The 18838-nt window shown below is 46.1% G+C and carries 14 protein-coding genes and 1 tRNA gene; 1 reads left to right on the forward strand and 14 read right to left on the reverse strand.

All coding sequences use genetic code 11. The annotated features are described in order from the left end of the window. The 10 genes from MHN09_RS15650 to rplK form a co-directional block, all read right to left on the reverse strand. A partial coding sequence (locus MHN09_RS15650) for a GTP-binding protein (RefSeq protein ID WP_239217646.1) occupies positions 1–312 on the reverse strand: 312 nt, incomplete at its 3' end. 63 nt (positions 313–375) lie between these two features. After that, complete coding sequence (gene fusA, locus MHN09_RS15655) at positions 376–2478, reverse strand: elongation factor G (protein WP_239241377.1); 2103 nt, start codon at positions 2476–2478, stop codon at positions 376–378. Positions 2479–2505: 27 nt separating this feature from the next. Continuing rightward, positions 2506–2976 carry a 30S ribosomal protein S7 gene (rpsG, locus tag MHN09_RS15660; RefSeq protein WP_014951036.1) on the reverse strand — a complete coding sequence of 157 codons (471 nt, stop codon included), beginning with the start codon at positions 2974–2976 and terminating at the stop codon, positions 2506–2508. Positions 2977–3051: 75 nt separating this feature from the next. Further along, positions 3052–3426 (reverse strand): 30S ribosomal protein S12, encoded by a 375-nt coding sequence (gene rpsL, locus MHN09_RS15665; RefSeq protein WP_014951037.1) that lies wholly within the window; start codon positions 3424–3426, stop codon positions 3052–3054. 309 nt (positions 3427–3735) lie between these two features. Then, on the reverse strand, positions 3736–7908 hold the full coding sequence (gene rpoC, locus MHN09_RS15670; RefSeq protein WP_039229319.1) for a DNA-directed RNA polymerase subunit beta': 4173 nt from the start codon (positions 7906–7908) through the stop codon (positions 3736–3738). Positions 7909–7989: 81 nt separating this feature from the next. Beyond that, the gene (rpoB, locus tag MHN09_RS15675) at positions 7990–12018 is read right to left on the reverse strand and encodes a DNA-directed RNA polymerase subunit beta (RefSeq protein ID WP_014977618.1); all 4029 of its coding nucleotides are present in this window, start codon (positions 12016–12018) and stop codon (positions 7990–7992) included. Positions 12019–12343: 325 nt separating this feature from the next. After that, entirely contained in the window at positions 12344–12721 is a 378-nt protein-coding gene (rplL, locus tag MHN09_RS15680; protein ID WP_015068303.1) for a 50S ribosomal protein L7/L12, read from the reverse strand. 57 nt (positions 12722–12778) lie between these two features. Further along, positions 12779–13297, reverse strand: coding sequence for a 50S ribosomal protein L10 (gene rplJ / locus MHN09_RS15685; protein WP_014951041.1), 519 nt, complete (start codon positions 13295–13297; stop codon positions 12779–12781). A 306-nt stretch (positions 13298–13603) separates the two neighbouring features. Continuing rightward, positions 13604–14299: a 50S ribosomal protein L1 gene (gene rplA, locus MHN09_RS15690; protein ID WP_239241379.1), complete on the reverse strand. Its 696-nt coding sequence runs from the start codon at positions 14297–14299 to the stop codon at positions 13604–13606. 4 nt (positions 14300–14303) lie between these two features. Continuing rightward, positions 14304–14732, reverse strand: coding sequence for a 50S ribosomal protein L11 (gene rplK / locus MHN09_RS15695; RefSeq protein ID WP_014951043.1), 429 nt, complete (start codon positions 14730–14732; stop codon positions 14304–14306). Positions 14733–14976: 244 nt separating this feature from the next. On the opposite strand from rplK, the gene MHN09_RS15700 reads away from it, so the two are divergent. Next, a complete protein-coding gene (locus MHN09_RS15700) occupies positions 14977–15279 on the forward strand; it encodes a hypothetical protein (RefSeq protein ID WP_061096048.1) in 303 nt (100 codons plus the stop codon). Positions 15280–15624: 345 nt separating this feature from the next. Here the strand turns inward: MHN09_RS15700 and nusG are convergent, their stop codons facing one another. From nusG to MHN09_RS15720, 4 genes are all read right to left on the reverse strand, one after another. Then, positions 15625–16176 (reverse strand): transcription termination/antitermination protein NusG, encoded by a 552-nt coding sequence (gene nusG, locus MHN09_RS15705; protein ID WP_014951044.1) that lies wholly within the window; start codon positions 16174–16176, stop codon positions 15625–15627. A 4-nt stretch (positions 16177–16180) separates the two neighbouring features. Further along, positions 16181–16558, reverse strand: a complete 378-nt coding sequence (gene secE, locus MHN09_RS15710) for a preprotein translocase subunit SecE (RefSeq protein ID WP_014951045.1) — start codon at positions 16556–16558, stop codon at positions 16181–16183. Positions 16559–16639: 81 nt separating this feature from the next. Further along, a tRNA-Trp gene (locus MHN09_RS15715) sits at positions 16640–16716 on the reverse strand. Positions 16717–16883: 167 nt separating this feature from the next. Next, entirely contained in the window at positions 16884–18725 is a 1842-nt protein-coding gene (locus tag MHN09_RS15720) for an ABC transporter ATP-binding protein (RefSeq protein WP_014980522.1), read from the reverse strand. Between the last annotated feature and the right edge of the window lie 113 nt (positions 18726–18838).

Consider the following 18838-nt stretch of genomic DNA (forward strand, 5'->3'; position numbering starts at 1 on the left):
TAGGATACCACCGTCCATCTGAGCAGCACCAGTGATCATGTTTTTAACGTAATCAGCGTGTCCTGGGCAGTCTACGTGTGCGTAGTGACGAGTAGGAGTATCGTATTCTACGTGTGAAGTAGAGATGGTGATACCACGTGCTTTTTCTTCAGGCGCGTTATCGATTTGATCGAAAGCCTGTGCGTTACCACCGTAAGTCTTTGAAAGAACTGTAGTGATTGCTGCAGTTAGCGTAGTTTTACCGTGGTCAACGTGGCCGATTGTACCCACGTTTACGTGGGGTTTCGTACGTTCAAACTTTTCTTTTGCCATTTTTCTCGTTTCCTAAGTTAAAAGTCCGACCCACCAATAGACCGGACCGAACCTTCATTTAGATTAAATTCTAGATTCAATAATAGCCTGCGCCACATTGTTCGGCGCCTCAGAATAATTGAAGAACTCCATTGAGTATGAAGCACGACCTTGTGTTTGTGAACGCAAGTCAGTTGCGTAGCCAAACATTTCTGAAAGCGGCACTTTAGCACGTATTATTTTAACACCTGCGACGCCATCTTCCATACCTTCGATCATGCCGCGGCGACGATTAATGTCACCAACTACATCACCCATCCAGTCTTCTGGAGTAGTCACTTCAACTTTCATTGTGGGTTCAAGTAACACCGGATTTGCTTCTGCGGCGCCTTTTTTGAAACCCATAGAGCCGGCGATCTTAAACGCCATTTCAGAAGAGTCAACATCGTGGTATGAACCGTCAAACAACGTAACCTTTACATCAAGTACTGGATACCCTGCAAGAACACCACTTCGCATCTGCTCCTGAATTCCTTTATCGACCGCTGGAATGAACTCTTTTGGTACCACACCACCGACGATTTCGTTCACAAATTCGTAGCCTGAACCTTCTTCTTGAGGCTCAATGCGCAGCCATACATGACCAAATTGGCCGCGGCCGCCTGACTGACGAACGAACTTCCCTTCAACTTCAACAGATTTACGAAGGGTTTCACGATAAGCAACCTGAGGGTTACCTACGTTACATTCAACTTTAAATTCGCGCTTCATGCGGTCGACAATGATATCAAGGTGAAGTTCACCCATACCTGAGATAATCGTCTGGCCTGTCTCGTCGTCAGTTTTCACTTTGAATGACGGATCTTCAGCTGCAAGCTTGCTTAGGGCTATGCCCATTTTCTCTTGGTCAGCTTGCGACTTAGGCTCAACCGCAATTGAAATTACCGGCTCTGGGAACTCCATACGCTCTAGCGTAATAACATGGTTAGGGTCACAAAGCGTATCACCGGTTGTTACATCTTTAAGGCCAATGGCCGCAGCGATGTCACCTGCGCGTACTTCTTTAATTTCTTCACGGTCTTTCGCGTGCATTTGCACAATACGACCAAAGCGCTCACGCTTGCCCTTAACAGGGTTGTAAACCGTATCACCCGTGTTTACTACACCAGAGTAACAACGGAAGAAGGTTAGCGTACCCACAAATGGGTCGGTCGCTATTTTAAATGCTAGCGCTGAGAACGGCTCATCGTCGCTTGAATGACGCTCTGCTTCTGTCTCGTCTTTGTCGTCAAGTACACCAGTAATGGCCTTAACTTCTGTTGGAGACGGAAGATAATGAATAACAGAGTCTAGTACTGCCTGAACACCTTTGTTTTTGAAGGCACTGCCACAGGTGGCAAGAACAATTTCGTTGTTCAGCGTACGCTGACGAAGGCCTGAACGAATTTCTTCCTCAGAAAGCTCTTCACCTTCCAAGTATTTATTCATTAGCTCATCAGATGCTTCTGCAGCCGCTTCGATCATTTCGGTACGGTACTGCTCAGCGGTATCTAAATATTCAGCCGGAATGTCTTCATAGGTAAATGTCATACCCATGTCTTCTTCATTCCAGTTGATGGCTTTCATCTTCACAAGGTCGATGACGCCATGGAAATTCTCTTCAGCGCCCATGTTGATTTGAATCGGAACACAGTTTGCGCCTAAACGCTTGCGGATTTGACCCACAACACGTTCAAAATCAGCGCCAGCCCGGTCCATCTTATTAACGAACACAAGGCGTGGCACTTGATATTTGTCAGCCTGTCGCCAGACTGTCTCTGATTGAGGTTCTACCCCAGAAGACCCACAGAAAACAACAACTGCACCGTCTAGTACACGCAATGAACGCTCTACTTCGATAGTAAAGTCAACGTGTCCAGGGGTGTCGATGATGTTGATCCTGTGTAGATCGAACTGTTGCTCCATACCAGACCAGAAACAAGTCGTTGCAGCGGACGTGATAGTAATACCACGCTCCTGCTCTTGCTCCATCCAGTCCATGGTAGCAGCACCATCGTGCACTTCACCGATTTTGTGAGACAGTCCTGTATAAAACAGAACACGCTCTGTGGTCGTGGTTTTACCCGCGTCCACGTGAGCCACAATACCAATATTGCGATAACGCTCAATCGAGGTCTTACGAGGCATAAATCTCTCTCAGTTAAATAACGTTGATTACCAACGGTAGTGAGCAAACGCTTTGTTTGCTTCGGCCATACGGTGAACGTCTTCACGTTTCTTAACCGCTGAACCTTTATTATCTGCTGCGTCTAGCATTTCAGCCGCTAGGCGTTGTGCCATAGACTTTTCGCCACGTTTACGTGCAGCTTCAACCATCCAACGCATACCTAGCGCGTTACGACGAACTGGACGTACTTCAACTGGAACCTGATAAGTTGAACCACCAACACGACGAGACTTAACCTCTACTGTTGGGCGGATGTTATCAAGCGCTTCCTCGAAGATATCTAGGTGTGCTTTGCCGGTTTTTTCAGCAACAATATCAAGCGCACCGTAAACGATTTTTTCAGCGACTGACTTTTTGCCGTCGAGCATTACGACATTCATGAATTTCGCAAGCAGTTGTGAACCAAATTTTGGCTCTGGTAGGATTTTACGTTGACCTACGACTCTTCTTCTTGGCATTTTCTATTCTCCGTATGAATTCAGGGAAAACCCAAAACTCTTAAACTTCAGTTTGGCCTTACTAACGGAGAACCGTTATGACTTAGGCTTCTTCGCGCCGTACTTAGAACGGGCTTGTTTACGATCGTTTACACCTGCGCAGTCAAGAGTACCGCGAACTGTGTGATAACGAACACCTGGTAGATCTTTAACACGACCACCACGGATAAGTACTACACTGTGCTCTTGTAGGTTGTGACCTTCACCACCGATGTATGAAGATACTTCAAAACCGTTAGTTAGACGTACACGACATACTTTACGTAGTGCAGAGTTTGGTTTCTTAGGCGTAGTAGTATATACACGAGTACATACACCACGTCTTTGTGGACAAGCTTGTAGAGCAGCTACGTTGCTTTTTTCAACGGGCTTTCTACGCGGCTTGCGCACTAACTGGTTAACTGTTGCCATTAACTAGCTCCTGATTAAAAACTACGAAAACCCAATCACTGTGATTGGGTCCATATTAATACGATTAATTGCTTAATCGCTCTTGTTTGTGAACATTGTGCTCGTCAACATTCACTGAGCTCTGATACAAAAAACCGCGACCGTTTATCGAGCCACTTATTGGCTATCCAAAATCGGGTCGCGGAATATTAAAGATCATCGCTCTGACTGTCAAGGTGTACAAAGGTTAAGCAGTTAATTTATCTGCAATCTGTACAACATGACTGCCAAATTGTTAGGAGTACGTTAACGTACTCCTATGATCTTGCCTTATTCGGCAGTATCTTCGTCTGCACCAGCATTAAGCGCTTCGGTTAGTGCCTGTTCTGCTTCAGCAGCAGAAACTGACATTTCTTCGATTTGCTCTTTGCGACGTTGTGCACGGCGTTCGTGGTAAGCGAAACCTGTACCCGCTGGAATTAGTCGACCAACGATTACGTTTTCTTTCAGACCGCGTAGGTCATCTTCTTTACCTTGAACCGCAGCTTCAGTTAGAACACGTGTTGTTTCTTGGAACGATGCCGCTGAGATAAATGACTCAGTAGACAGTGACGCTTTAGTGATACCAAGCAGCTGTGTTTCGTACTGCGCTGGGATCTTGCCGTGTTTTTCAATTTCACGGTTAGCCACTTTAACGTTCGATACTTCAACCTGTTCGCCTTCAAGGAACTGCGTATCGCCTGGATTAGTGATAATGCACTTGCGTAGCATCTGACGGATAACTACTTCAATGTGCTTATCGTTAATCTTAACACCCTGTAGGCGGTAAACTTCCTGAACTTCGTTCACGATGTAGTTTGCTACAGCTGAGATACCACGTAGACGTAGGATATCGTGTGGAGACTCTGGACCATCAGCGATAACTTCGCCTTTTTCCACTTTCTCACCTTCGAACACGTTAAGCTGACGCCACTTAGGAATCATCTCTTCGTACGCGTCACCCTCAGCAGGTGTAATTACAAGACGCTTCTTACCTTTGGTCTCTTTACCGAAGCCGATAGTACCTGAGATTTCTGCAAGGATAGCAGGCTCTTTAGGCTTACGTGCTTCAAATAGGTCCGCAACGCGCGGTAGACCACCCGTGATATCACGAGTCTTCGAGCTTTCCTGAGGAATACGTGCTAGCACGTCACCTTCATTAGCCACTTTGCCTTCTTTCGCTTCGATGGTTGTGAAGCTTGGAAGACGAATTTCTTGAAGACCGAACTCGTCGCTTTCAAGAATTAGCTTAGGCTCTTTAGAGTTTACTTTCGCAAGGTCTTTAACAACGATACGGGTTAGACCAGTAAGCTCGTCTTGCTGCATTTCGGTGTTAGAGTCATCAATGTCTGCGAAGCTAATCTTAGCTGCACGTTCAGTGATGATTGGGTGACTATGCGGATCCCAGTTAGCAACAACGTCGCCAGCTGCAATAGTTGCACCGTCATCCACGCTAAGTACAGCACCGTAAGGTACTTTATAGCGCTCTTTCTCACGGCCTTGCTCGTCGATAACAGTAAGTTCTGTTGAACGAGAAACGATAACCACTTTGCCGTCAGAGTTACGTACGAACTTCGCGTTGTGTAGCTTAAGGCTACCTGCCGTCTTAACTTGTACGCTGTTCTCAGCAGATGCTCTTGATGCCGCACCACCGATGTGGAACGTACGCATGGTAAGCTGTGTACCTGGCTCACCGATTGACTGTGCTGCAATAACACCAACCGATTCACCGCTACCCACCATGTGACCACGTGCAAGGTCACGACCGTAACACTTAGCACAAACACCGAAGTCATTGTCACAAGTGATTACCGAGCGAACCATGATTTGGTCAACTGAGTTAGCTTCAAGCATGTCTACTAACGCTTCGTCTAGAAGAACGTTACGCTCAACTAGTACTTCATTAGTACCTGGCTTAAGTACATCTTCTGCTACCACACGACCTAGTACACGCTCGCGTAGTGGCTCAACAACGTCACCACCTTCGATTAGTGGTGTCATTTGAACACCCTCGAATGTGCCACAGTCGTCGTTAGTGATTACCAAGTCTTGTGCAACGTCTACTAGACGACGCGTTAGGTAACCCGAGTTCGCTGTCTTAAGTGCGGTATCCGCAAGACCTTTACGAGCACCGTGAGTTGAGATGAAGTACTGTAGTACGTTCAGACCTTCACGGAAGTTCGCCGTAATTGGGGTTTCGATGATTGAGCCATCTGGCTTAGCCATCAGACCACGCATACCAGCTAGCTGACGAATCTGAGCGGCACTACCACGAGCACCCGAGTCGGCCATCATGTAAACAGAGTTAAATGATGATTGCTCTTCTTCTTCGCCATCGCGGTTAATTACGATGTCAGTCTTAAGGTTATCCATCATGGCCTTAGCAACTTTTTCGTTGGCATTTGACCAGATATCGATAACTTTGTTGTAACGCTCACCCGCGGTAACAAGACCGTTTTGGAACTGTTCCTGAATTTCAATAACTTCTGCTTCCGCTGCATCAATGATGTCTTTCTTAGCAGCAGGGATAACCATATCGTCGATACCAACAGACGCACCCGCGATCATCGCGTAGTGGAAACCGGTATACATGATTTGGTCAGCAGCAATTACTGTGTCTTTCAGACCTAGCGTACGGTAACAAGCATTCAATAGTCTTGAAATTTGCTTCTTGCCCATCGCTTGGTTGATGATTTCAAACGGCAGACCCTTTGGAAGGATCAATGAGAAAATCGCACGACCAACAGTCGTGTCAGTTAGCGTTACTTTCTCAGTTTTGTTGCCATCTTCATCGATGTCATATTCAGTAATACGTACTTTAACGCGAGAGTGAAGCTCAGCATTACCTGTACGGTATGCTTTTTCTGCTTCATTCGGGCTGGTGAATACCATGCCTTCGCCTAAGCCGTTTACTTTGTCACGCGTTAGGTAGTAAAGACCCAATACAACGTCCTGTGAAGGTACGATAATTGGCTCACCATTCGCAGGTGACAGAATGTTGTTCGTTGACATCATAAGTGCACGTGCTTCTAGCTGTGCTTCGATTGTCAACGGAACGTGTACCGCCATTTGGTCACCATCGAAGTCGGCGTTGTACGCCGCACACACTAGCGGGTGAAGCTGAATCGCTTTACCTTCGATTAGTGTTGGTTCGAATGCTTGGATACCCAAACGGTGAAGTGTAGGTGCACGGTTAAGTAGTACCGGGTGTTCGCGGATAACGTCGTCTAGTACGTCCCAAACCTCTGGTGCTTCGCGCTCTACAAGCTTCTTAGCAGCTTTAATTGTAGTCGCAAGACCACGACCTTCAAGCTTACCGTAGATAAACGGCTTAAATAACTCAAGTGCCATCTTCTTAGGAAGACCACACTGGTGAAGGCGTAGCGTAGGACCAACGGTAATTACAGAACGGCCTGAGTAGTCAACACGCTTACCAAGAAGGTTTTGACGGAAACGACCTTGCTTACCTTTGATCATGTCTGCAAGCGACTTAAGTGGACGCTTGTTAGAACCGGTAATCGCACGACCACGACGTCCGTTATCTAGAAGCGCATCAACAGACTCTTGAAGCATACGCTTTTCGTTGCGTACGATGATGTCTGGAGCAGCTAGGTCTAGAAGACGCTTAAGACGGTTGTTACGGTTAATAACACGACGGTATAGGTCGTTAAGGTCAGACGTTGCAAAACGGCCGCCATCTAGTGGTACTAGAGGACGTAAATCTGGTGGAAGTACCGGAAGAACCGTCATGATCATCCACTCTGGCTTATTACCAGACTGTTGGAATGACTCAAGCAACTTAAGACGCTTAGTAATTTTCTTACGCTTAGTTTCAGAGTTGATTGAAGGCAGCTCTTCACGCATAGCCGCAACGTCTGCGTCTACGTCTAGTGCTGTAAGAAGATCGAATACTGCTTCAGCACCCATCTTCGCTTCAAACTCATCACCGTGCTCTTCAAGTGCATCCAAGTATTCTTCTTCGTTAAGAAGTTGGCTGCGCTCAAGCGTAGTCATACCTGGCTCTGTAACCACGTATGATTCAAAGTAAAGTACACGTTCAATATCACGAAGTGTCATATCTAGCATTAGGCCGATACGAGACGGAAGTGATTTAAGGAACCAGATGTGCGCTACCGGGCTAGCTAGCTCGATGTGACCCATACGCTCACGACGTACTTTAGTCAGTGTAACTTCAACGCCACACTTCTCACAGATAACACCACGGTGCTTAAGGCGCTTGTACTTACCGCAAAGACACTCGTAGTCTTTAACCGGACCAAAGATACGCGCACAGAACAGACCGTCACGCTCAGGCTTGAACGTACGGTAGTTAATTGTTTCAGGCTTTTTAACTTCACCGAATGACCATGAACGGATCATGTCAGGTGAAGACAGACCGATTCGAATATTATCGAATTCTTCAGTCTTGTTTTGTTGCTTTAGAAACTTTAATAAGTCTTTCACATTACTCTCCCAGCGGAGTCAGTCTCTAGAGCCCGGCGCAAGCGCCGGGCCATCTCATAACATTACGTGGCTAACGCCGTATTACTTTTCTTCAAGCTCGATGTTGATACCCAACGAGCGAATTTCTTTAAGTAGTACGTTGAATGACTCTGGCATGCCAGGTTCCATTCTGTGGTCGCCATCGACGATGTTCTTGTACATCTTGGTACGGCCGTTAACGTCATCCGACTTAACGGTAAGCATTTCTTGAAGGGTATATGCTGCACCGTATGCTTCAAGTGCCCACACTTCCATCTCACCGAAGCGCTGACCACCGAACTGTGCTTTACCACCAAGAGGCTGCTGTGTAACAAGGCTGTAAGAACCAGTAGAACGCGCGTGCATTTTGTCGTCTACTAAGTGGTTCAGTTTCAGCATGTACATGTAACCAACCGTAACTGGACGCTCAAATTCGCGACCGGTACGACCGTCAAACAAAGCAATCTGACCGCTTTCTGGAATATCAGCAAGCTTCAGCATTTCTTTGATTTCAGATTCACGAGCACCGTCGAATACAGGTGTTGCTACTGGAACACCCTTACGAAGGTTTTCCGCTAGACGACGAACTTCGTGGTCTGTGAAGCTATCGATGTCTACTTCTTGGTGATTCTCACCAAGCTCGTACACCTTCTTCAGGAAGTCACGTAGTTCAGCCAGCTCGCGCTGCTCTTTAATCATGCGATCAATCTTCACACCAAGACCGTGTGCAGCCATACCCAAGTGCGTTTCTAGGATCTGACCGATGTTCATACGAGACGGTACACCTAGTGGGTTAAGAACGATATCTACCGGCGTACCGTTAGCATCGTATGGCATGTCTTCTACAGGCTGGATAGTCGAGATAACACCTTTGTTACCGTGACGACCGGCCATTTTATCACCCGGTTGGATGTGACGTTTAACCGCAAGGTAAACCTTAACGATCTTAAGCACACCAGGGGCTAGATCATCGCCTTGAGTGATCTTGCGACGCTTACCTTCAAACTTCTTATCGAAATCAAGTTTGATTTCAGCATGCTGATCAGCGATTTGGTCTAGCTCTAGCTGTGCATCTTCACTGTTAAGTGCGATTTCAAACCACTTTTCACGCGGCAGGCTGTCAAGCTTAGCTTGGTCAACACCAGCACGTAGTAGTGCAGTTTGTGCACGTGCGAAGATACCGTCTGCAAGAATTTCGAACTCGTCAGTAAGGTCTTTCTTAACCTGACGTAGCTGCATATCTTCAATTTCTAGCGCACGCTTGTCTTTCTCTACACCGTCACGGGTAAATACTTGAACGTCGATTACCGTACCGTGAACAGAGTTAGGTACACGTAGAGACGTATCTTTAACGTCAGACGCTTTCTCACCGAAGATTGCACGTAGTAGTTTTTCTTCTGGCGTAAGCTGCGTTTCACCTTTAGGCGTTACTTTACCTACAAGGATGTCACCGCCTTTCACTTCCGCACCAATGTAAACAACACCTGACTCATCAAGCTTGCTTAGTGCAGATTCACCCACGTTCGGGATATCAGAAGAAATTTCTTCTGGCCCAAGCTTAGTATCACGAGCGATACAGCTAAGCTCTTGAATGTGGATAGTAGTAAAACGGTCTTCCTGCGCTACACGCTCAGAAATAAGGATTGAATCCTCAAAGTTGTAACCATTCCACGGCATGAACGCGATACGCATGTTCTGACCAAGTGCAAGGTCACCTAGGTCTGTTGAAGGACCATCAGCTAGCACGTCGCCTGCAACAATCGGGTCGCCAACACTACAAGTAGGCTTCTGATTGATACACGTGTTTTGGTTAGAACGAGTGTACTTAGTCAGGTTGTAGATATCGATACCTGCTTCACCTGGAAGCATTTCATCTTCGTCTACTTTAATAACGATACGGCTGGCATCTACGTAATCAACCACACCACCGCGCTTAGCAACTACAGTAACACCTGAGTCAACCGCGATAGTTCTTTCCATACCGGTACCAACTAGCGGCTTATCAGCGCGTAGTGTAGGTACTGCCTGACGTTGCATGTTCGCACCCATAAGTGCACGGTTCGCATCATCGTGCTCTAGGAATGGGATAATGCTTGCAGCAATTGAAACGATTTGCTGAGGTGAAACGTCCATGTACTTGATGTCTTCTTTCGGCATCAAGGTAGTTTCACCACGGTGACGACATGGAATTAGGTCGTCAACCAACTCGCCTGCTTCAGTCAACGCGATGTTCGCCTGAGCGATTGCGAATTGACCTTCTTCAATTGCAGATAAGTAATCGATTTCGTCTGTTACCACACCGTCTACAATGCGACGGAACGGCGTTTCTAGGAAACCGAAGTCATTGGTACGCGCGAAGCTTGCCAATGAGTTAATTAGACCGATGTTCGGGCCTTCCGGCGTTTCGATTGGACATAGACGACCGTAGTGAGTCGGGTGTACGTCTCGAACTTCGAAGCCTGCACGTTCACGTGTAAGACCACCCGGGCCTAATGCAGAAATACGACGCTTATGCGTTACTTCTGATAGCGGGTTGTTTTGGTCCATGAACTGAGAAAGCTGAGATGAACCGAAGAACTCTTTAACCGCAGCCGAGATAGGCTTAGCGTTAATAAGATCTTGTGGCATCACGTTGTCTAGGTCGCCTAAGCTTAGACGCTCTTTAACTGCACGCTCAACACGTACAAGACCAACGCGGAATTGGTTTTCTGCCATTTCACCTACAGAACGGATACGACGGTTACCTAGGTGATCGATGTCATCTACTTCGTCTTTACCGTCACGAATCATTATTAGCTGCTTCATTACAGAAATAATGTCTTCTTTATCTAGTGTACCAGCACCAATAAGTTCTTCACGGCCAAGACGGCGGTTGAACTTCATGCGGCCAACAGAAGATAGGTCGTAACGTTCATCAGAGAAGAACAAGTTATCGAACAAGGTTTCAGCTGCATCTTTCGTTGGTGGCTCACCAGGACGCATCATACGGTAAATTTCAACTAGTGCTTCAAGGCGGTTAGTTGAAGAATCGATACGTAGCGTATCTGAAATGTATGAACCGTGATCTAGCTCGTTGATGTAAAGCGTTTCGAACTCTTTGATGCCCGCTTGGCTAAGTGCCGCTAGGTTTTCAAGGGTTAGTTCGTCGTTCGCGCTTACAATCACTTCGCCTGTGTCTTCGTTTACATAAGTAGCTGCGTAAACACGGCCAATTAGGTAATCGGCTGGAACTTCAAGTTCTGTAAGACCGGCTTTTTCTAGTGCACGCGTGTGGCGCGCAGAAATACGACGACCCGTTTCAACAACAACGTTGCCTTCACCGTCAATGATGTCAAAAGCAGCCGTCTCACCACGTAGGCGATCTGGAACCACTTCCATCATTAGTTTGTCTTTGTCGATACGTACGCTTACTTTGTCGAAGAAAGTATCTAGGATTTCTTCAGACGTCATTTCAAGTGCGCGTAAGATAATCGTTGCAGGCAACTTACGACGACGGTCGATACGTACGAATAGGTTATCTTTCGGGTCAAACTCGAAGTCTAACCACGAACCACGGTAAGGAATTACACGTGCGTTATAAAGCACTTTACCTGACGAGTGGGTTTTACCTTTGTCGTGATCAAAGAATACACCAGGTGAACGGTGTAGCTGTGACACGATAACACGCTCTGTACCATTGATAACGAACGTACCGTTCTCAGTCATCAACGGGATCTCGCCCATGTACACTTCTTGTTCTTTAATATCTTTTACGGTACCTGGCGCAGCGTCTTTATCGAACAACACTAACCGTAGTTTTACTCTTAACGGAGCAGAGAAAGTTACGCCGCGAATTTGACATTCTTTAACGTCGAAAACGGGCTCTCCCAGGCGGTAGCTTACATACTGAAGCTCTGAACTACCTGAGTAGCTTTTAATTGGAAAAACGGAACGAAATGCTGCTTCCAAACCGTATTGAGCATCTGCATCGATCTCAATAAACTTTTTGAAAGAATCAAGCTGAATTGAAAGAAGGTATGGAATTTCCAATACCTGTGGGCGTTTGCCAAAATCCTTACGGATACGTTTCTTTTCGCTATAAGAGTAAACCATGGGTTCCTCAGCCTGCTGATTTATGACCCAACCTGCTGCAAAATGCTTTAAAACGCGTGCTATGGGCTAAAAGCTACGTTTCAAATGGCGCACTAAGCAACAAACTTCCACAACCCTTTTTCGGGCAGATACACCAGCATACAACAAAATTTAACCAATTATTAGTTAACTTGTTGGATTTTTATGCTTTTTATGGGTATTTCCGAATGGCGCTTTAAGTAGTGTAACCAAGGGTTAGATTCTACACACTATACAGCGCAAAAAGGCTGGTGGTTTAAAAAACCACCAGCCTTGCCGTCTCAGGCAATAATCTGACTATGTCAGATTACTTGATTTCTACTTCTGCACCAGCTTCTTCAAGCTCTTTCTTAAGTGCTTCAGCTTCATCTTTGCTTACGCCTTCTTTGATAGCTTTAGGAGCAGACTCAACTACTTCTTTAGCTTCTTTAAGACCTAGGCCAGTCGCGCCGCGAACTGCTTTGATAACTGCAACTTTGTTGCCACCGAATGAAGTCATTACAACGTCGAATTCAGTCTTTTCTTCTGCAGCAGCAGCGTCACCGCCAGCAGCTGGACCAGCAACAGCAACAGCAGCTGCAGCAGATACGTTGAATTTCTCTTCAGCCGCTTCGATTAGTTCAACCAGTTCCATTACTGGCATTTCAGCGATTGCGTTTAAGATATCTTCTTTAGTTAGAGCCATGTTCTCTAAACTCCTGGGTATAAAATGTTAAAAAAATCAATATGCCAAAAACGCCAATTACTTGGTGTCTTTGACCGCCGCCAATACGCGCACAAACTTGCCAGGAACTTCGTTGATTGTTTGAACGAATTTCCCAACTGGTGCTTTGAAGGTTGCAAGTAGTTTCGCAAGCGCTTCGTCGCGGGTAGGTAGTGCTGCAACTGCGTCCAATTTCTCTGGACCAAGAAGACCGCTACCAATAGATAGTGCTGTAACTTTTAGCTTATCGTTAGTCTTACCGAAGTCTTTGAAAAGACGTGCCGCACCGCCTGGTGCGTCGATAGAGAAACCATAGATAAGCGGACCAGTTAAGGCGCTGTCTAAGTCTGCAAATTGACTGTCTGCTAGAGCACGCTTTGCAAGAGTATTACGTACAACCTTTAGGTATACGCCTTGCTCACGAGCTTTAACACGTAGGTCAGTCAGTTCTGCAACTTCCATCCCACGGTATTCAGCAACGGCTACGGATAGAGCGCGAGACGCAACTTCAGAAACTTCTGCTACGATCTCTTTTTTTGCTGCTAAACCTAGTGCCACTGAGTTCACCTCTTTGTATCTGACTTTGTTTGCGGTTACCCGCTTACGCCGTCAGGGTTCACAGATTGATACCAACCCTCATGGTTGATACCGCTCTACGGTGTTTGTTACCCCAGAGAGTCTGAGTCAAACCACCGTCTGCGCAGGTTGTTGTATTAAGCAGTGTGTTGACTGTGAAAGTTCTCTTACCTCTTTCACCACACCGCACCTGCGGTCTAGGACGGGAGCTGCTTATTAGCACTGCTAATTGTCACAGCTCCAACCCATAACCTTTAAGAGATTTCGATGAGCCTAAGCTCAGCGAAATTAAAGACCTACAGAACCCTTATCAAGAGCAACACCAGCACCCATTGTAGTGCTTAGGCTGATCTTCTTGATGTATGTACCTTTCGCAGAAGAAGGCTTAGCTTTCTTCAATGCTTCAAGTAGCGCTTCAAGGTTTTCTTGAATTTGGTTCGCTTCGAACGCAATCTTACCGATGCTAGCGTGGATGATACCGTTCTTATCGTTACGGTAGCGTACCTGACCAGCTTTAGCGTTCTTAACTGCCGTTGCAACGTCAGGCGTTACAGTGCCAGTTTTTGGGTTAGGCATAAGGCCGCGTGGACCTAAGATTTGACCTAGTTGACCAACAACACGCATCGCGTCTGGGCTAGCAACTACTACGTCAAAGTTCATTTCGCCTTTCTTAACTTGCTCAGCTAAGTCGTCCATACCAACGATGTCTGCACCAGCTTCTTTAGCCGCTTCAGCATTTGCACCTTGAGTGAATACTGCAACGCGAACGTCTTTACCAGTACCGTTAGGTAGTACAGTTGCACCACGAACGTTTTGGTCAGATTTCTTCGCATCGATACCAAGGTTAACAGATACGTCTACGCTTTCTGCGAACTTAGCTGTTGCTAGTTCTTTAAGAAGCGCTACTGCTTCGTTGATTTCGTACTCTTTAGTAGAGTCAACTTTGTCGCGGATTAGGCGAGCGCGTTTAGTTAATTTAGCCATTCGATTAGTCCTCTACGTTCAAGCCCATTGAGCGAGCAGAACCCGCGATAGTGCGTACCGCTGCATCTAGATCAGCTGCAGTAAGGTCTGGCTCTTTAGTTTTAGCAATCTCTTCCAACTGAGCGCGAGTAACTTTACCCACTTTTTCAGTGTTAGGACGGCCAGAACCACTCTTGATGCCCGCTGCTTTCTTAAGCAGGTAAGACGCAGGAGGAGTCTTAGTTTCGAATGTGAAAGAGCGATCTTCGTATACAGTAATTTCTACTGGTACTGGAGCGCCTTTCTCAAGGCTTTCTGTTTTCGCGTTGAAGGCCTTACAGAATTCCATGATGTTTACACCGTGTTGACCTAGTGCAGGACCAACTGGTGGACTTGGGTTAGCAGCACCTGCTGCAACCTGAAGCTTGATAATACCGCTTACTTTTTTAGCCATTTTACATGCTCTCTTGTTTGGGTCTAACGCCTCGCAAATACAGAGATTATTTGCTCAATCGGCTTCCCGTTTCCGTTTAAAAGGGCGCGCATTATATAAGGTGATTAATTACTATGCAAGGGCTATTTAGAATAAAAAACCATCGAAAGGTCAGTATTTTTCATAGGCAAAGTGAATCAAAGTTAAGTTGGCTTTACGCACACTGTGTGAAGCCCATCATTTATTTTGAAAGGATAATCAAACAATGGAAAAACCTACAGAGTTAAACAATCATGAGATCTCAAATGTTTCTGGTGCACTTTGGGCCAATGCTTTAGGCGCAATAGCCGGTGGCATAGGTGGTTTCTACGGGGCAATTATTGGTGGCGGGCGTAACGCATCGTTCAGTACCATCGCTACAGGGACACTTGCCGGAATGGGTGCAGGCGCTTTAAGTCCGGTTAAAGGTTTCAGCTCTCTCGCAACATCCGTAGGTGGTGGGTTAGTTTCGGGCGCTATAGCAAATTTGGCGTCGGATCTAGAGGGCTTAGAAACAACAGATGAGTGAAGGTCAAATTTAAAATGGTAGATATCGGAACGGTGTTCATTTGGGTCATGGTAATTTGTGGAATGAATCTAATCTTAAAACGTGCGCTGGGTGTCAGATTTTGGGACTCTTTTACAAAGAGCGATAAAGTCTCTGAAAAAACCGCAACAATATTGCAGTTTATGTTTATGTTTCTTTCGCTTATTAGCTGTTATTTCTGGCTTATTTAGGTCAAGAGGATGCTACGTTGTAGTAACATGCAAATTTTTATAAATATTCACCGCTCTCCTTTTATCGTTATCTAGATACAAAAAAGCCCCGTCAAACGGGGCTTTTTAAAAATACTATACGGTAGCTTGAATAGGCTTAGCCTTTTTCTACCTGACCAAATTCTAGGTCTACTGGAGTAGAACGACCGAAGATAAGCACCGATACTTTTACGCGGCTCTTTTCGTAGTCTACTTCTTCTACCACACCGTTGAAGTCTGCAAATGGGCCATCGATAACGCGAATAACTTCGCCTGGCTCGAACAGCGTCTTTGGTCTTGGCTTATCAACGTTTTCTTCAAGACGATTTAAGATAGCGTCAGCTTCTTTCTGCGTGATTGGCATAGGACGGTCAGATGTGCCGCCGATAAAACCAAGTACGCGAGGTACGCTTTTCACTAAGTGCCATGACTCTTCAGTCATCGCCATTTCTACCAATACATAACCTGGGTAGAACTTACGCTCAGACTTACGCTTTTGACCAGCACGCATTTCTACTACTTCTTCTGTTGGTACTAGTACCTGACCAAAGTAGTCTTCCATGTTGTGCATCTTGATGTATTCAAGCAGGGTCTTCTTAACGCGAGACTCATATTGTGAATAGGCTTGAACTACGTACCATCTTTTCTTTACTGCTTCTTCTTCAGACATACGGTTATGCTCCTATTCCTGTAATAAAGCCAACTACACGAACGATGATGCCGTCTAGTCCCCATAAAATTAGTGCCATAATTAACGTCGCTGCAAGCACGATAAGTGTAGTTTGGTTCGCCTCTTGGCGAGTTGGCCACACAACCTTGCGAACTTCTGTGCGAGACTCTTTAGCGAAGCTCAAGAAGGTGCTACCTTTTTCGGTAGTTGCCGCGATGAAACCAGCTATACCAACAACTACAACAATTGCGATGGCACGGTATAGTACCGAGATCTCACCGTACATTGTATTAGCGGTTACTAAACCGGCAAGTAGTGCAAAAACCACTACCCATTTAAACATGTCCAATGCATTGGACTGATTTTCCGTCTTTTCGCTCATGTTACGATCCTAGCACTACAGCGTCGTTGTTTTACGCATCTAAAAAATGCGCAACTTAAAAATTCTTAGTTTAAGTAAATTTGGCAGGGGTGGAGGGACTCGAACCCCCAACCATCGGTTTTGGAGACCGCTGTTCTACCAATTCGAACTACACCCCTGTGGTGTCGATAAGACAAAATTTACTTACACTGCCCTTGTGAGTTGTGCGTCTTTTCTAAGGAAAGTGCGGTATCGCAAGGGAGGGACGCGTATTATACTTAACCACTTTCAAGATACAAGCGGTTTATCCATCCCATCTGCGATTGAACGCTAATTCGCGCCTTGCCTATTCAACGCCTATAAATCCGCCCGTTTGGTGCGCCCAAAGCTTGGCATATATGCCATTGTGCGCAATAAGCTCGGTATGGGTTCCCTGCTCTACAATATTGCCCTTATCCAGAACAAGTAACCTGTCCATTTGCGCAATGGTCGACAGTCGATGCGCAATAGCCAGCACGGTTTTGCCTTCCATCACTTTATCCAGACACGCTTGAATAGCTGCTTCAACTTCTGAATCTAGCGCTGATGTGGCTTCGTCCAGCACTAATACAGGCGCGTCTTTCAGTAACACTCGCGCAATAGCAATGCGCTGGCGCTGACCGCCTGAAAGCTTCACGCCTCGTTCACCCACGTGAGCGTCGTACCCTGTTCTACCGTGACTATCGGTAAGCGTAAGAATAAAGTCGTGCGCTTCGGCCTGTTTGGCTGCACGGATCATATCTTCTTCTGTCGCGTCGGTTCGACCATAAAGGATGTTGTCGCGTACGGAGCGGTGCATCAGTGAAGTATCTTGTGTCACCATGCTGATTTTGGCGCGAAGGGTTTCTTGGCCTACTTCAGTAATATCTTGGCCGTCAATAACAATACGACCACTCTGGGTATCGTAAAAACGCATGAGCAAATTAACCAGTGTCGATTTACCCGCGCCAGAACGCCCCACTAAGCCCACTTTTTCTCCGGGCTTAATGGCTAAATCCAAGTTAGTGAACACATCAATAGGTTTGTTGTCTGCACCTGAATAAGAAAAATGCACATTATCGAAATTAATCCCGCCGCCATTTACCTTTAACGCATCGGCTTTTGGCTTGTCTTTTACTGCAATAGGCTGCGCTAGTGTATTCATGCCATCCTGCACCGTGCCTAAGTTTTCGAACAAACCTGATACTTCCCACATAACCCAGTGCGACATACCGTTTAGTCGCAAACACAAACTAATAGCAATGGCGATATCGCCCGGGCTCGCGATGTTTTCCATCCACAAATACACAGATAGCGCACCAATGGTGAAAATAAGAATGGCGTTAGCCATTTCCACGCAGAATTCCAACACGGTAACCAAACGCATTTGCGGGTAAACCGTCTTAAGAAAACCATCCATACTTTCTTTTGCGTAATCCGCTTCGCGGCGACTGTGTGAAAACAGCTTCACCGTTGTGATATTGGTATAGCTATCGACAATACGCCCAGTCATTAATGAGCGCGCGTCGGCTTGCTTTTGCGACACTTCTTTTAGTTTTGGTACCAGCACCTTCAAGATACCGATATACACAAAAAACCACACGATAAGCGGCATGGCTAAGCGCCAGTCAGTGCTGAAAATAAGCACTACCATAGAGATAAAATAAACACTGATGTACACCAGCAAATCGAGAACCTTGGTCACGGTTTCTCGTACCGATAGCGCTGTCTGCATCACCTTGGTAGCAACACGGCCGGCAAACTCATCGTGGAAGAAGGTTAAACTTTGGCCAAGCAAATAGCGGTGAGCCTGCCATCTAATGCGCATGGGATAATTCCCCATCAAGGACTGACGAGAAAATAGCGAGCGCAACAAGATAAACAATGGAATAAAAACGAGAACGGTTAAACCCATGCCAATGAGGGTAAATTTTTGGTCCGCTAAAAACGTGGCTCGGTTTTGATCAGAGAACCAGTCAACTAACTGCCCTAAAAAGCCAAACAACGCCACTTCTAACATGGCAACAATGGCACTTAGCACGGAAACAGTAAGGATTACGCCCCACATGCCTTTTGTGTAGTATTTACAAAATGCAACGATACCTGTTGGCGGTTGGGTAGGCGGCGTGTCAGGGAAAGGCTGGGTCAGCTTTTCAAAAAATGAAAACATGTAGAACTCGTTAGTTATTCAGTGACAGAGCACGTTTACGTATGCCCCAAAATGCTTAGGTCACAATTCTACACGATAACTGAAAGTGTGTTGAACTTTGCGGCGCCTTTTTA

It is taken from the genome of Alteromonas sp. MmMcT2-5, from assembly GCF_022348315.1.
GTDB classification, from domain to species: domain Bacteria; phylum Pseudomonadota; class Gammaproteobacteria; order Enterobacterales; family Alteromonadaceae; genus Alteromonas; species Alteromonas macleodii.